The organism is Campylobacter sp. RM16190, assembly GCF_012978835.1.
Taxonomy (GTDB): Bacteria; Campylobacterota; Campylobacteria; order Campylobacterales; family Campylobacteraceae; genus Campylobacter_A.
In genome coordinates this window covers 107,278-121,062 of the sequence record NZ_LIWS01000001.1, presented here as the reverse complement: position 1 = coordinate 121,062, position 13,785 = coordinate 107,278, and the positions used below count along the sequence as shown (strand labels likewise).

16 protein-coding genes are annotated in these 13,785 nt (G+C 38.5%); 11 read left to right on the top strand and 5 right to left on the bottom strand.

Annotated elements, in window-relative coordinates:
* Nucleotides 1-6 precede the first annotated feature (6 nt).
* From queA to CDOM16190_RS00640, 5 genes are all read right to left on the bottom strand, one after another.
* Nucleotides 7-1,029: a tRNA preQ1(34) S-adenosylmethionine ribosyltransferase-isomerase QueA gene (gene queA, locus CDOM16190_RS00660; RefSeq protein ID WP_170018661.1), complete on the bottom strand. Its 1,023-nt coding sequence runs from the start codon at nt 1,027-1,029 to the stop codon at nt 7-9.
* Nucleotides 1,019-1,822: a twin-arginine translocase subunit TatC gene (gene tatC, locus CDOM16190_RS00655; protein ID WP_170018452.1), complete on the bottom strand. Its 804-nt coding sequence runs from the start codon at nt 1,820-1,822 to the stop codon at nt 1,019-1,021. The genes queA and tatC overlap by 11 nt, the downstream gene beginning before the upstream one ends.
* Nucleotides 1,822-2,235, bottom strand: coding sequence for a Sec-independent protein translocase protein TatB (gene tatB / locus CDOM16190_RS00650; protein ID WP_170018451.1), 414 nt, complete (start codon nt 2,233-2,235; stop codon nt 1,822-1,824). Before tatB ends, tatC begins: the two co-directional genes overlap by 1 nt.
* Nucleotides 2,236-2,300: 65 nt before the next feature.
* A complete protein-coding gene (gene hemW, locus CDOM16190_RS00645) occupies nt 2,301-3,353 on the bottom strand; it encodes a radical SAM family heme chaperone HemW (protein ID WP_170018450.1) in 1,053 nt (350 codons plus the stop codon).
* A gap of 378 nt (nt 3,354-3,731) precedes the next feature.
* The gene (locus tag CDOM16190_RS00640; RefSeq protein WP_170018449.1) at nt 3,732-3,929 is read right to left on the bottom strand and encodes a hypothetical protein; all 198 of its coding nucleotides are present in this window, start codon (nt 3,927-3,929) and stop codon (nt 3,732-3,734) included.
* A gap of 44 nt (nt 3,930-3,973) precedes the next feature.
* Here CDOM16190_RS00640 and CDOM16190_RS00635 point away from each other — a divergent pair, with 44 nt between their 5' ends.
* The 11 genes from CDOM16190_RS00635 to CDOM16190_RS00585 all read left to right on the top strand — a co-directional run bounded on the left by CDOM16190_RS00635 (nt 3,974) and on the right by CDOM16190_RS00585 (nt 13,785).
* Entirely contained in the window at nt 3,974-4,156 is a 183-nt protein-coding gene (locus tag CDOM16190_RS00635) for a hypothetical protein (RefSeq protein WP_170018448.1), read from the top strand.
* A 235-nt stretch (nt 4,157-4,391) separates the two neighbouring features.
* The gene (locus CDOM16190_RS00630; RefSeq protein WP_170018447.1) at nt 4,392-4,859 is read left to right on the top strand and encodes an RNA pyrophosphohydrolase; all 468 of its coding nucleotides are present in this window, start codon (nt 4,392-4,394) and stop codon (nt 4,857-4,859) included.
* A complete protein-coding gene (locus CDOM16190_RS00625) occupies nt 4,859-6,058 on the top strand; it encodes an aspartate kinase (protein ID WP_170018446.1) in 1,200 nt (399 codons plus the stop codon). The genes CDOM16190_RS00630 and CDOM16190_RS00625 overlap by 1 nt, the downstream gene beginning before the upstream one ends.
* Nucleotides 6,055-6,597, top strand: a complete 543-nt coding sequence (locus CDOM16190_RS00620; RefSeq protein ID WP_169974888.1) for a HobA family DNA replication regulator — start codon at nt 6,055-6,057, stop codon at nt 6,595-6,597. The genes CDOM16190_RS00625 and CDOM16190_RS00620 overlap by 4 nt, the downstream gene beginning before the upstream one ends.
* A gap of 5 nt (nt 6,598-6,602) precedes the next feature.
* Nucleotides 6,603-7,223, top strand: coding sequence for a DNA polymerase III subunit delta' (locus CDOM16190_RS00615; RefSeq protein ID WP_170018445.1), 621 nt, complete (start codon nt 6,603-6,605; stop codon nt 7,221-7,223).
* Nucleotides 7,220-8,368, top strand: coding sequence for a dihydropteroate synthase (gene folP / locus CDOM16190_RS00610; protein WP_170018444.1), 1,149 nt, complete (start codon nt 7,220-7,222; stop codon nt 8,366-8,368). The genes CDOM16190_RS00615 and folP overlap by 4 nt, the downstream gene beginning before the upstream one ends.
* Complete coding sequence (gene ligA, locus CDOM16190_RS00605) at nt 8,361-10,298, top strand: NAD-dependent DNA ligase LigA (RefSeq protein ID WP_170018443.1); 1,938 nt, start codon at nt 8,361-8,363, stop codon at nt 10,296-10,298. Before folP ends, ligA begins: the two co-directional genes overlap by 8 nt.
* A 30-nt stretch (nt 10,299-10,328) precedes the next feature.
* Nucleotides 10,329-11,054: a 23S rRNA (cytidine-2'-O)-methyltransferase TlyA gene (gene tlyA / locus CDOM16190_RS00600; protein ID WP_170018442.1), complete on the top strand. Its 726-nt coding sequence runs from the start codon at nt 10,329-10,331 to the stop codon at nt 11,052-11,054.
* The gene (locus CDOM16190_RS00595) at nt 11,020-11,904 is read left to right on the top strand and encodes a bifunctional riboflavin kinase/FAD synthetase (RefSeq protein WP_169942348.1); all 885 of its coding nucleotides are present in this window, start codon (nt 11,020-11,022) and stop codon (nt 11,902-11,904) included. The genes tlyA and CDOM16190_RS00595 overlap by 35 nt, the downstream gene beginning before the upstream one ends.
* Nucleotides 11,901-12,605 (top strand): carboxy-S-adenosyl-L-methionine synthase CmoA, encoded by a 705-nt coding sequence (gene cmoA / locus CDOM16190_RS00590; RefSeq protein ID WP_170018441.1) that lies wholly within the window; start codon nt 11,901-11,903, stop codon nt 12,603-12,605. Before CDOM16190_RS00595 ends, cmoA begins: the two co-directional genes overlap by 4 nt.
* An 88-nt stretch (nt 12,606-12,693) precedes the next feature.
* Nucleotides 12,694-13,785, top strand: coding sequence for a transglutaminase family protein (locus CDOM16190_RS00585; RefSeq protein WP_170018440.1), 1,092 nt, complete (start codon nt 12,694-12,696; stop codon nt 13,783-13,785).

Below are 13,785 nucleotides of genomic sequence, written 5' to 3'. Positions count from 1 at the left end.
CTTATCCTAAATAATCAGCATTCCGTCACCATAAGAGTAGAATTTATACTCTTTTTCAATTGCCGTTTTATAAATTTCCATTGTCTTATCGAGTCCTATAAAGCTTGTTACTAGCATTATGAGGGTTGACTTGGGAAGATGAAAATTTGTTAGAAGATAGTTTTGACGAATGGGTCTATTGTATAAATTCAAAAATAGCTTACACTCGCCGCTTGATATTTTGCTTCTTGCAAATTCCTCTACGCACCTTGTTACTGTTGTTCCAATGCCTAAAATCGGCTTATTTGAATTTATTAGCTCTTGAGTATCTTTAGGGATTTGATAAAACTCGCCATGCATAAGATGATCCCTTATGATTTCAGACTCTACACTTTTAAATGTCCCAGCTCCGACATGAAGTGTGAGAAAATTTATATCATGATCTTTTTTTAGTGTTTTTATCATCTCGTCATTAAAGTGAAGGCTTGCCGTAGGAGCTGCTACTGCGCCGTGATATTTTGCAAATATGCTTTGATACCAGCTCTCATCATCTTTGTTATCAGCTCTTTTTATATACGGAGGAAGCGGCACATGCCCTATCTCTTCAAGTAGGTCAAATAGACTGGCGGCATCTAAAATTTGGCCGTTTTGAGTAAATTCAACAGCTCTTGTGCCATTTTCATAAATCTCGCAAACCTTTGCAATCAAATTTTTACTAAATTTTATAATGCTTCCTATTCTTACCTTACCTTTTATATAAACACTAAATTTATTATCATTAAGGGGAGTGTTTAGTAGTATCTCGCTTGCCCCTCCGCTGTCTTTATATCCTAAAATTCTAGCCTTGACTACTCTTGTATCGTTAAAAATAATGGAACAATCCGGTAAAATTTCGTGTAGATTTTTAAATTTAAGATGGTGTATTTTATCCTTGCCGCGTTCATATACAAGTAGTCTTGCTTCCTCTTTTGGAAGGGTTGGAGTGGAGGCTATTAAATTTGGAGGAAGATAGTAGTCGTAACTCGATAACAGATCTGTATCAGTCGCCATTGTAGTATATTTCATCATCGTCGTCATCGTTGCTGTCTTGTTGCTGTTTCCTAGACTCCTCTTTTTCCTCTTGAATCTCTTCTTTTGGAGCAGGATTTACCTGTTTAGCTATAAATATCGATAGTCCGTAAAGTCCTATTAGAGGAATTGCCATTAAAAACTGACTTATAATGTCAGGAGGAGTCATGGCTGCAGAAAATATAAATATAATTACTACTGCATATCTAAATGAATTTCTAAGTGTTGCATCGGTTATGAGGCCTAGTTTGGCTAGAAAAAATGTAAGTACAGGAAGCTCAAATGCTATACCGAAAGCTATTAAAAGCTTGGTAAAAAATCCTACATATTGCCCTATGCTAGGAAGCGCCGTAAATAATTCGCCTCCGAAATTTATAAGAAATACAAAGCCGATAGGAATTACTACATAGTAACAAAACGCAGCGCCAACTAAAAACATAAATGTAGCTGCTAATACAAAAGGGATTACATATTTTTTCTCATTTTCATAAAGCCCCGGAGCTACAAAGAGCCAAAACTGCCAGAATATTACAGGGAGTGAAAACATAAATCCTGCAAAAAACGCTACTTTCATTGCAGTAAAAAATGGCTCTTGAACCTGAGTGAAGATGATATTGCTTCCTGCTGGAAGAGCGTTTTTAAGAGGGGCGGTCATAATGGCTAGAATTGGATTCCAGAAGCTAAAGCATACTATAAACATTACCAATACGACAGAAACGCTTATAAAAAGTCTCTTTCTAAGCTCTACTAAATGCGGTTTTAACTCTTCAAACATTACGCCTCTTTCTTCTCTTCGTTCTTCTTATCATCCAAAACCGCATCTTTTATTATGTTTTGTGGATTTTTTATATTATCAATACTGCTTTTTATGTCGGATATATTCTTGTTAAGTCCGCCGGTAACGTCATTAATGCCTTTTTTTAGCTCATCAAGCTCTTCAAAAGTAAGCTTTTTGCGGACACCTTCGGTTGTTTTTGCTATGTTCTCTTTATATTTTTTTGCGTCCTCTTTCAGCTCTGCGATTTTAATCTCTTGATCAAAATTGGCCTTTGCGTCATTGACCGTTTTTTTAACAGTTTTAAAAAATCTAGCTATCTCAACCATTGCGCTAGGAAGCTTATCTGGACCTAGAAACAAAACGGCTATGATTGCTATGATGATTATTTCAGGAAAACTCATACCAAACATTTAATATCCTAAATTTACATTTTAAACTAAATATTTTATCAGCTTTTTGCTCAATTTTCTATAAATCAACCAACTATAAACAAAGAAATTTCATCAGCAAGCAAAAAGTTCTTCACAAGATACCTGTCTTGCCTTAGCTCAAGCTTTTTATGAGCTCTTAAAATTTCAGCTCTTTGAAGCTGTTCTTTGCCAAGTTTTGAAGCCTCTATGCCGACTATGCTTCTTGCTCCTAAAAATATATGCTCCACATTTAGATCCTTTCGGCTTAAAATTTCAGCCTCTTTTTCGTGCGGATTTTTGATATATGCGCTTAAATTTTTAGTGTTTGTATATCTTTCGCCTTGCATAAAACCAACTGCATAAACTCCTACTCCTAGATATTCTTGCCCGCTCCAGTATCCAAGGTTATGCCTGCAAATTTGACCGAAATTTGATATCTCGTATTGTTTTAGATCTGTTTTTTCTATCTCGTTTATGAGAAATTTAGCTAGTAGCGGGCTATCTTTTTTATAGCTTATTTTGCCTTCAAAAGGAGTATTTTCTTCAAGTGTTAGCGAGTACGCGCTAGTGTGTGAAACGCCTAAATTTTTAATGTTTTGAACCTCTATGGCAAGGCGTTTTTTAGTGTCAAATTTTGTGCCGTAGATGAGATCTACGTTTATGTTTGTAAATCCGGCAATTTTAGCGTTTTTGACCGTTTCGTAAATTTGAGCGGCACTATGCGTGCGACCAAGAAATTTAAGCTTATCTTCAAAGAAGCTTTGAGCGCCAAAACTCATGCGGTTTACGCCTAAATTTCGCATTTTTTTAAGCCAAGTTAAATTTGCCGAGTTCGGATTTGCTTCGCTTGTTATCTCGCAGTCTTTGGCTAGATATGGCGAAATTTCGCTAAATAAATTTTCATATAGATTAGCATTTACCGCACTTGGTGTGCCGCCTCCGATAAATAGGCTACTAATGCTCTCTTTTGCGATATTAAATTTGGCTGCTTGAGCTTTAAAATCAATTATCAGCGCCTTAAAATAATCGGTTGCTAAATTTTCCTTGCCTACAAGTGAGCCAAACGCGCAGTAAGGGCATTTACTCTCGCAAAATGGAATGTGTATGTATAAAAGCATCTTTACCTTGGATTTAAAATGTAGCTTAATTATAGTATAAAAAAATATACATTTCGTATTGTGCAATGATTGTATGAAATAAGAATTTATCATCAAGATAATATTTGATTTTATGGTTCTTTGGATTAAAAATTATCATTTTAACGAGACTTATAAAGTGTTCGAGAGATGTTTTTGACCATATTTGTTAGAAAAATGTGTGGGGTGTTGGTCTAATTCTCTTATTTGTCGATACAGATTTTTACTAAGGCTTTACAATAACAATCTTGCTCTTGCTGACCTCTTGAGTTAAAGGAGATTTTATATAAATAGTCGAAATTTTAAAAAGACTTATAAGGATGATAGATAAAAGGAATTGATGGTGTATAGTGTTGGTGTTTATTTGTATAGATATTTATCCTTATTATATTCTTGCAATCCAATGATTACACCAATGACTACACCTGCGCAAATAGCCGTCAAAGCACCTACGGCAATAGTTTTAAAAACATACCACATCCCTACCGGATCAGCAAGAGTGGCAAAAGATATTAAGAATATGAATAATAAAACTAAAAATGGGCGAATAAAAAACATTTTTAACTACTTAAAAAAAGATAACCTTGATAAGGCCAAAAAATATGGGCGCAACTATAATAAAAGCGATTGTAACTAAAAATATAGCCAATTGCGGAGTGAAAGAAGCCATAATGATCAATCCAAAAGCGCAAATGCAAACAGTGCAGATTATGATTATTTTATATAAAACATTAATCAGTTTAATAATCGCTCCTATATTTTTATTTAATTATAACAAAATTTAAACGGAGAATAGATGGTATTGGTATTTAATGATATAAAAATTGGGATATGAATTCTCATTTTATTTGTCCGGACATATGTGGTTTTACGCTTTAACTTTATCTTTTTTAAAATGTATAAAAACGTGTGAAAATGTAAAATCAAGTTGCTCTTTATCTTTTTAAAAGCTCGATTTAAAGCTTGATATAAACTCTTTTAAGTTAAAATCTATCAAATTTTACATTTAGGTTTTAATCTATGCAAAAAAGCTACAGATCAAACGTTGCCGCCGTTGTTTTGGCTGCCACATACCCTTTTGATTGTAGGGTTTTTATAGCTCAAAGATGTGATTTGCAAGGTGTTTGGCAGTTCCCTCAAGGAGGAATTGATGAGGGAGAAAAGCCAAGAGAGGCTCTTTTAAGGGAGCTTAAAGAGGAGATTGGCACAGATGAGGTTGAAATTTTGTGTGAGTATCCTGATTGGCTTAGTTATGACTTCCCGCCAAATGTCTTAAAGGCTAAAAAATACCCATATGACGGTCAAACTCAAAAATATTTTTTAGTAAGGCTAAAAGCCGGCGCTAGGATAGATATTAAGACTAAGACCCCTGAATTTGATGAGTATAAATTTGTCCCTACCGATGAGGCGTTAAATGACATTAATCATTTTAAAAAACCGATTTACACTAAAGTTATGGGATACTTTAAAGAGAAAGGATTTATCTAATGCTAATCATTCAAAAATACGGCGGAACAAGCGTAGGAACGCTTGATAGAATAGAAAATGTTGCCAAAAGAGTGATTGAAAATAAAAAAGCGGGCAACGATTTAGTAGTAGTTGTTTCAGCTATGAGCGGAGTTACAAATCAGCTTATAGAGTATGCCGATTATTTTACTAAAAATGCCGATACTATAGCCATGGATATGCTTTTAAGTTCTGGCGAGCGAGTTACTTGTGCACTTCTTACAATAGCTCTTAATAATATGGGTTATAAGGCTGTAGCACTTACTGGAAGGCAGGCTGGAATCATAACGGATAGTGTTCACACAAGAGCAAGAATAGAGATGATAGATACAAAGCGCATGAGAAGCGAGCTTGATGATGGCAAGATAGTGGTTGTAGCAGGCTTTCAAGGAATAGATCAGGATGGAAATGTCACTACTTTAGGACGTGGGGGAAGTGATCTGAGCGCTGTTGCCATTGCAGGAGCTTTGAATGCTGATTTGTGTGAAATTTATACCGATGTGGACGGGGTTTATACAACAGATCCTAGAATAGAAAGCAGAGCTAAAAAGCTTGATAAGATAAGCTATGATGAGATGCTTGAGCTTGCAAGCTTGGGGGCAAAAGTATTGCAAAATCGCTCTGTTGAGCTGGCTAAAAAATTAAATGTAAATTTAGTCACAAGAAGTAGTTTTAATCATAATGAAGGAACATTGATAACAAAGGAAGAGAATATGGAAGCAGTTTTAGTAAGCGGAATAGCACTTGATAGAAACCAAGCGAGAGTAACATTAAGAGGAGTGGTGGACAAGCCTGGAATCGCAGCCGAGATCTTTTCGGTCTTGGCAGAAAAAAACATAAATGTTGATATGATAATTCAAAACGTAGGGCAAGATGGCACTACAAATTTGGGCTTTACCGTTCCTCAAAACGAACTTGCCATAGCAAAAGAGTGTATGGATAAGCTTGCTGCCGCAAAACATGTAGAATATAGCGAAGATATAGTGAAAGTTTCTGTGGTCGGTGTTGGAATGAAGAGCCATAGCGGAGTGGCGTCTTTGGCGTTTAAAACCCTTGCGAAAGAAGGCATCAATATACAGATGATATCAACCAGCGAGATTAAAATTTCAGTCATAGTAGATCAAAAATACGGAGAGCTCGCAGTAAGAGCGCTACATCAGGCATATAAGCTAGATCAATGAGTGATTTTATAAAATGGACTTTGGAGGCTATTAGAGACGAAGGCTCGCTAATGAGCTGGATGGAAGAAAGGCGCACAGAGTGGACGCCTTTGCTTGCATCAAAGCTAAAATTTTTACTCGAAGGGCGCGCTTTTATCCTGATAACCGATAGCGAAAGGTTTTGGTTTGAGAAATATTTTTTAAAAAATATAAATAAACCCACAAATTCGCGTCCTGTCTTGCCATTTTTCTCACTTAGAGCTCTTTATCCGTCTTTTGACTCAATATCTTCAAAAGAAGAAATTTCTCTTTTGCAGGATATGCTAAGCCTTGCTTTTCCAAACGGCTATGTCTTCTTTTACGTCGGAAAAAGCAACGACAAAAGCGCGCAGATAGCCAAAGGTAAGGATGATAGCTACATGTGGCTGTTTGACGAGCAGGCGCAAAACAGCTTTTATCTAAGCTCAAGCGACGAGCTTTTGGATATCAAGCTTTTATCGCTTTATAAACTTTTTGATAAAAGCATTGATGCTGCGCTCTTTGCTAAAGTGATGCTTTAGATCTCATGCATAGCAAGATCGTTATCACGAGTGATTTTGAAGCTTTAAAAGAGGAGCTTTTAAGGCTTTATGATCCAAATTTTTTAAGATTTTTTATAACCGAAGATTTCTTGCTTGAAAATGCAAAAGAGGTCATAGCCGAGGCTTATATCGCAGAAAATAGCGAGAAATTACTTGTCGTGATGGCTAAAAATTTTCGCATAGAAGCGCAAAATTCACTCCTTAAGATCATAGAAGAGCCTCCTAGAAATATCAAATTTATCATCGCTTGCGAGTCTAAAAATATGCTGCTTCAAACGATTCGCTCGCGTCTAATCACCGAAAACAGGCTTATAAAAAAAGAGCGCATAAAAAGCGGGTTAAATTTCACTCGCCTTGAGTTAAAAGAAATTTATCGCTTTATAGATGAACAAATCGAACTTGAAAGAGCCGATAAGCTCGGTAAAAACGAGCTAAACGAACTAATTTCCTCAATTGCTCTAGAGGCTAGCGAAGCGGGAGTTAAGTTTAGCCAAGACGAGCTAAGCTATTTTTACAAGGCGGTTAAACTTGCTGAGCTAAATACAAAATCACACTCGCTTTTAACGCCGATTTTGCTGATGATATATGAAAAGAGTCGAAGGTGAAAATTTTTAAGATAAATCAAGACACGAATTTCGATGAAATTTGCAAATTTATAAGCCCAAGCAAAGAAGGTCAGGCGATAATGAAAAAAAAGGCGAATCTAAATTTTTTCCTTTTAAAAGATATCCGCTCGCCTGCTGCAAACATACTAAAACAAGACGCGCTTAGCATAGGAGCCGAGCTTGTCACTCACAAAAATACGATTTTAAACGGCGAGAACTCAACCGCGCTTTTAATCGCAACCGACACACAGATAAAAGAGCTTGCAAAAAAAGAAGCTGCGCAGGATTTTGGACTTAAAAATTTGGCTAAATTTTTAAAATCAAACTTTAAAAAGCCAATTAAGCCCCAAATAATGGGAGTTGTAAATATAAATGAAGATAGCTTTAACGCCCAAAGCAGAGTAGATACGAAAAGCGGTATAAAAAAGATAGAAGCGATGATAGAAGAGGGTGCTGAGTATATCGATGTGGGTGCGGTTAGCTCGCGTCCGGGTAGTAAATATGTAGGCGCTAAAGTCGAGTTTGAGCGACTTAAAGGTATCGTAGCTGAAATTTACCGCCTAAATTTGCATGAAAAAGTGAAATTTAGCCTTGATAGCTTTGATGAGTACTGCCTTGAATACGCGCTAAATCACGGATTTAAGATGATAAATGATATCACGGCAGATACAAATTTAGCTAGCCTTGCCGTTAAGTACAGCGTGCAGTACTGCCTCATGCATATGCAAAACAGTCCCGAAAATATGCAAGAAGATCCGCATTATGATGATCTACTCGGTGAGATAGATAGCTTTTTTGCGGATAAAATCGCTAAAGTGCGCGAGCTGGGATGTGAAGATATCGTGCTTGATGTCGGTATCGGCTTTGGAAAAACGCCGCAGGATAATTTGCTTTTGATAAAACATTTGGAGCATTTTTTGCACTTTGGCTTGCCTCTTTTGGTCGGTGCAAGCAGAAAGTCCGTCATAAATTTTTATAGTCCAAGCGATGTTAGCAAGCGACTTCCGGGAAGTTTGTATCTACATCAAAAAGCCTTTGAAAACGGCGCAAGCATAATCAGAACACACGATGTGAGCGAACATGTGCAGATGTTTAAGATGGATGAAGCGATGAGAAATTTAAGCCTTTGGAGCCAAAATGGATAAAAAAGAGTATCTAAAAAGCGTTGATATGCTAAATTTGTGGGCGAAGGCGTATTATGAAGATGACGCTCCGATCGCGACTGATGAGGAGTATGACGAGCTTTATCATAGAGTTCTTGAATTTGAGCGTGCAAATCCTAGTGAAATTTCGATGTTTTCACCGACTAATCGAGTCGGCGGCGAGGTAAGCGAGGGCTTTATAAAGGCTGATCACATCGAGCGCATGTGGAGCATGGAGGATATATTTGACGAAGCAGAGCTGGTAGCTTGGCTAAATCGTGGCGATAAGCTCGGTCAAAAATTTGTTATCCAGCCTAAATTTGACGGAGCCAGCCTTAATCTTCTTTACGAAAACGGCGAGCTAAAACGCGCCATAACTCGCGGTAACGGCATAACTGGCGAGGATGTAACGACTAATGCAAGAGTGATTAAAAATATCCCGACAACTATCGCTTATAGCGGCAAGATCGAAATTCGCGGTGAGGTTGTGATATCAAAGAGTGATTTTGACGAGATAAATTTGGCTCGCATGCAAAGAGGCGAAACCCAGCTTGCAAACCCTAGAAACGCAGCCTCCGGTAGTCTTAGGCAGCTTGATAGCAAGATAACTGCAAGCAGACGGCTTCAGTTTCGTCCGTGGGGGTATGGGGCTCAAAATTTAGGGCTTAAAAACTACTCTGAGATCATGGAGTTTATCTATTCGCTTGGCTTTGAGCGCGAGGAGTTTTTTAAAATTTGCCTTAATCTTGAAGAGATAAAAACCGCTTACGGCGAACTTCTAAATTTGCGCGAAGATAAGCCATTTATGATGGATGGAATGGTCGTAAGAGTTGATAACGTGGCGTTTTCAAACGAGCTTGGATACACAGAAAAATTCCCGAAATTTATGGTCGCTTACAAATTTCCTGCGATTGAAAAGACGACAAGGCTTGTTGATGTGGCGCTTCAGGTTGGAAGAAGCGGTGTTGTAACTCCCGTAGGCGTGCTTGATGAGGTAAATATAGACGGCGTTAAGGTTAAATCAGCCACTCTTCATAACTTCGATGAGATTAAGCGCCTTGGCGTTATGAAAGGCGATTTTATAAGCATAATCCGCTCTGGCGATGTGATACCAAAGATAACGGGAGTCTTTAAAGAGCGCAGAAACGGCTCTGAAGCGCCGATAGAGCGTCCGCATAACTGCCCGGTTTGCGGCACTATGCTGCTTGATGAAGGGGTTTTTATAAAGTGTCAAAACTTAGAGTGCAAAGCACGCGTCATAAACTCACTCATTCACTACGCTTCAAAGCGATGTCTAAATATCGACGGGCTTGGCGAAGCTATCGTAAATCAGCTTTTTGAGGCGGGATTTGTAAATAAAATAGCCGATATATATAGGCTTGGCGCAAATCATTTATCAAGTCTTGAGGGCTTTAAGGATAAGAAAATTTCAAATTTGCTAAATGCTATTGATATCGCGCGCACTCCGAATCTGCATAACTTCATAACCGGTCTTGGAATAGAACATATCGGAGAGGTTGCGGCTAAGAAGATAGCAAGGCAGTTTGGCGACAAGTGGCTAGAACTTAGCTATGAGGAGCTTATGAGCATTGACGGTTTTGGTGATGCGATGGCTGAGAGCTATGTAGAGTTTATGCAGGTAAATAGATCAAATTTAACAGAACTTTTAAGCTTTGTAACTCCGAAATTTGAGAAATTTGAAGTTAAACAAAGCGATATAAGCGGTAAAACATTTGTGATAACAGGCACGCTTAGTAAGGGTAGAGATGAATTTAAGGCTATTTTGGAAGCTCACGGCGCTAAGGTTTCAGGCTCGGTTTCCAAAAAGACCGATTTTGTTTTAGCAGGAAGCGAGGCCGGAAGTAAGCTTGATAAGGCGCTTGAGCTTGGCGTTAGAGTGATAAGCGAAGAAGAGCTTATGGAGATGCTTTGAGGTTAAATTTAGCCGGTTTTAGGGGTTGTGATGAGGTTTGATCTGTTTGCGGCGCAAAAGCTAAATATCAGCAGAAATAAAGCTAGCGAGCTCATAAAATCGGGCAAAATTTTATTAAATAACAAGACTCAAACCAAGCCGAATTCGCAAGTTAACAACGAGGATAGTATAAATTTGCTTGAAGAGATTTATGTCGGGCGAGGAGCGCTTAAGCTAAAGAGCTTTTTAGAGTATTATAAGCTTGATTTAAATGGAAAAACCGCTCTTGATATCGGTAGCAGTACGGGAGGCTTCGTGCAAATTTTGCTTCAAAATCTAGCCGGTAGAGTAACCGCGCTTGATGTTGGCAATAGCCAGCTTGATGAGAGCTTAAAAAACGATAGCAGAGTTGAGGTAAAAGAAGATACCGACATAAGAGAATTTGCCCGCGAGGCTAAATTTGAAGATGAAAATATGAAATTTGACGTAGTAACTTGCGATGTGAGCTTCATCTCGGTAGTGCAAATTTTGCCTGACATTTTAAAAGTTGCCAAAAGGGATATAATAATACTCTTTAAGCCCCAGTTTGAGGTGGGGCGTGAAGCTAAGCGCAATAAAAAAGGAGTCGTAACCGATGCCAAGGCTTTATCGCGAGCAAGAGCGAAATTTGAGCTTGCGGCTGCAAATTTGGGCTTGGTATTACGGGAGTGTCGGCAGTGCGAAGTAAGAGGAAAGGAAGGAAATGCCGAATTTTTCTACGCTTTTAACAAAGGATAATATCACCGCCGTTGCTATCGGGCATTTTGACGGGGTGCATCGCGGGCACAGGGAACTTTTAAATCGTTTAGGCGAATTTGGCGGGCTTGTTGTCATCGATAAAAACAAGGCAAACATCACTCCAAAGCTTAAGCGCGCCGAATACTCGAGATATCCGTGTTTTTTGTATGATTTTAACGCTATAAAAGGGCTTAGCGGAGATGAATTTATAGCTCTTTTGAAAAGAGATTTTAAAAATTTAAAAAAGATAGTCGTGGGATTTGATTTTAGATTTGGTCGAAACAGGGCGTGGGATAAATATGATTTGAGGCGAATTTTTGACGGCGAAGTCGATATCGTAGAGGAAGTTTGCTTTGAGGGTATGGGCGTGCATAGCTCTGCGATTCGAGAGTTTATAAAGCAGGGGCAAATTTACGAGGCAAATCTCTTAATAGGGCGCGAATACTCAATCGAAGGCGATGTGATCAAAGGTCAAGGAATAGGGCAAAAAGAGCTTGTGCCGACTCTAAATTTGGACGTGAAAAACTATCTTTTGCCTATCGAGGGCGTTTATGCAACCAGAACCAGAATCGGCTATAAGACTTACGGTTCGGTAACTTTTATCGGAAATCGCTTAAGCACGGACGGCAAATTTAGCGTAGAAACTCACGTCATAAACGAAAATATATCAAACGCAAGCCACGTGGCAGTATGCTTTATAAAGCGACTTCGCGGAAATATGAAATTTGCCGATTTAAGCAGTTTAAAAGCGCAGATTAAATTCGATATAAGCGAGGCTTCTAAATTCGTAGGAACCTGTGATCTGTATATAGACGACAAGATGATAAGAGGGGGCGTGGCGCAAAGATGAGAGATGAAATTTTTAAAGAGCCGATAAAAAAGCAGTTTGAATTTGACGCTGCGGTCGCTAGCGTGTTTGACGATATGATAAATCGCTCGGTTCCGCACTATGATATAGCCCAAAGCCTCATTGTCGAATTTCTTGTAAAAACTTTAAAAAAAGAAGCTTTTGTGCTTGATCTTGGCTGCTCTACGGCTTCTACTTTGCTAAGGCTTTATGAGGCGAGAAATGATCTGAATTTGCGCGGTATAGATAACGCAGCCGCCATGCTTGAAAATGCAAACGCCAAGATAAGAGCTTATGGCGCAAATATAACTCTTGAGCTCGCCGATATCTTGGAGTGTGATTTAGGTGTGCAAGATGCGGTGCTGATGAACTATACTTTGCAGTTTATCCGCCCTATAAAAAGACAGGAATTCGTAGGCAAAATTTACGAGAGCCTAAATGAAAACGGAATTTTCGTCTTTAGCGAAAAGATGATATTTGAAGATAAGACATTAAGTAAAAATATCATCGAAATTTACGAAAACTACAAGCTAAATCAAGGGTATTCTAAATTCGAAATCGCTCAAAAGCGAGAAGCTCTTGAAAACGTGCTGATACCATATACTGAAGCCGAAAATAGAGAGCTTGCTTTAAATGCGGGATTTAAGAGTGTGGAGTGCTTGTTTAGGTGGGCAAATTTCGCCACATTTATAGCTTTTAAGTAGTATAAAATTTTCAAACAAATTTTAGTAATTAGCAAGTAAAATACCTCTTAAGAGTTGCGGTGCAACTATATTTATACAAGGCATTTTCATGCAAAGACGTGATTTTTTCAAATTTAGTGCGGTTGTCGGTGCGGCTAGTTTTTCGCCTAATGTTGTTTTAGCTAATAGTGAGGCGATTAAGACGCCTAACAAAAATAGAATTTTTGACGTTAGCTTAAAGCATAGTTTAAAAGAGCAGGGTAAGCTTAGCAGGCTTTGGGTTCCGCTTCTTGTCGGTAACGAATATCAGCAACTTGTAAGCAACTATGATATATCGACAAACGCAAAAGAACACTATATCTCAGATCTTGTGATACCTACGCTTTATGCGGGATTTGGCGAAGATGAAAAAGATGCGAATTTAGAGCTTAAATTTCGTGTGCAAACACAGGAGAGAAACACTGATTTTAGCAAGGTAAATTTCAACGAAAACGAAAAACTTAGTCCTGAAGTTGAGTTTTTCTTAAAACCTACCAAACAAATCCCAAATACGGGCGTAGTAAAGCAAAAAGCCGAAGAGATCGTAAAAGGCATAAAGGGCGATCTTGAAAAGGCAAAAGCCATATACGCTTGGGTGGCAAATACTATGGAGCGCGATAACAGCGTCATAGGATGCGGTCTAGGAGATGTAAAAGCGATACTTGAAAGCGGAAAGCTCGTGGGCAAATGCACTGATATAAACTCCGTTTTTGTAGGGCTTTGTAGAGCAGTTGGCATACCTGCTAGAGAGCTGTTTGGCATAAGAGTCGGGCAAAGCAGATTTTCAAACGAGATGGGTAAAGCCGATACAAACGGACTTGCTAAAATTTCAGGCGGACAGCATTGTAGAGCGGAATTTTATCTTAAGGGATATGGCTGGATACCCGTAGATCCTGCCGATGTTACTAAAGTGCGTCTAGGCGAAAAGCTAAGCAATAGCGATGAGAAGCTAAGCAAAATTCGCGAATATCTCTTTGGTAACTGGGAGATGTGCTGGGTAGGCTTTAACTACGGACGCGACTTCATCTTAAAGCCAGAGCCTGAGCAAATCCCGCTAAACAACTTCGGCTATCCGTATGCGGAAACCGACGGAAATACGGCAAATTATTATTCGCCAAAAGAATTTAGCTACGACTATACCGCACAAGAGTTAAAAGCTTGA

Excerpts from the sequence above, each read along its gene's own strand:
- queA (WP_170018661.1), bottom strand. The coding sequence starts at position 1,029 with ATGGCGACTGATACAGATCTGTTATCGAGTTACGACTACTATCTTCCT.
- tatC (WP_170018452.1), bottom strand. The coding sequence starts at position 1,822 with ATGTTTGAAGAGTTAAAACCGCATTTAGTAGAGCTTAGAAAGAGACTT.
- tatB (WP_170018451.1), bottom strand. The coding sequence starts at position 2,235 with ATGTTTGGTATGAGTTTTCCTGAAATAATCATCATAGCAATCATAGCC.
- hemW (WP_170018450.1), bottom strand. The coding sequence starts at position 3,353 with ATGCTTTTATACATACACATTCCATTTTGCGAGAGTAAATGCCCTTAC.
- CDOM16190_RS00640 (WP_170018449.1), bottom strand. The coding sequence starts at position 3,929 with ATGTTTTTTATTCGCCCATTTTTAGTTTTATTATTCATATTCTTAATA.
- CDOM16190_RS00635 (WP_170018448.1), top strand. The coding sequence starts at position 3,974 with ATGGGCGCAACTATAATAAAAGCGATTGTAACTAAAAATATAGCCAAT.
- CDOM16190_RS00630 (WP_170018447.1), top strand. The coding sequence starts at position 4,392 with ATGCAAAAAAGCTACAGATCAAACGTTGCCGCCGTTGTTTTGGCTGCC.
- CDOM16190_RS00625 (WP_170018446.1), top strand. The coding sequence starts at position 4,859 with ATGCTAATCATTCAAAAATACGGCGGAACAAGCGTAGGAACGCTTGAT.
- CDOM16190_RS00620 (WP_169974888.1), top strand. The coding sequence starts at position 6,055 with ATGAGTGATTTTATAAAATGGACTTTGGAGGCTATTAGAGACGAAGGC.
- CDOM16190_RS00615 (WP_170018445.1), top strand. The coding sequence starts at position 6,603 with ATGCATAGCAAGATCGTTATCACGAGTGATTTTGAAGCTTTAAAAGAG.
- ligA (WP_170018443.1), top strand. The coding sequence starts at position 8,361 with ATGGATAAAAAAGAGTATCTAAAAAGCGTTGATATGCTAAATTTGTGG.
- tlyA (WP_170018442.1), top strand. The coding sequence starts at position 10,329 with ATGAGGTTTGATCTGTTTGCGGCGCAAAAGCTAAATATCAGCAGAAAT.
- CDOM16190_RS00595 (WP_169942348.1), top strand. The coding sequence starts at position 11,020 with ATGCCGAATTTTTCTACGCTTTTAACAAAGGATAATATCACCGCCGTT.
- cmoA (WP_170018441.1), top strand. The coding sequence starts at position 11,901 with ATGAGAGATGAAATTTTTAAAGAGCCGATAAAAAAGCAGTTTGAATTT.
- CDOM16190_RS00585 (WP_170018440.1), top strand. The coding sequence starts at position 12,694 with ATGCAAAGACGTGATTTTTTCAAATTTAGTGCGGTTGTCGGTGCGGCT.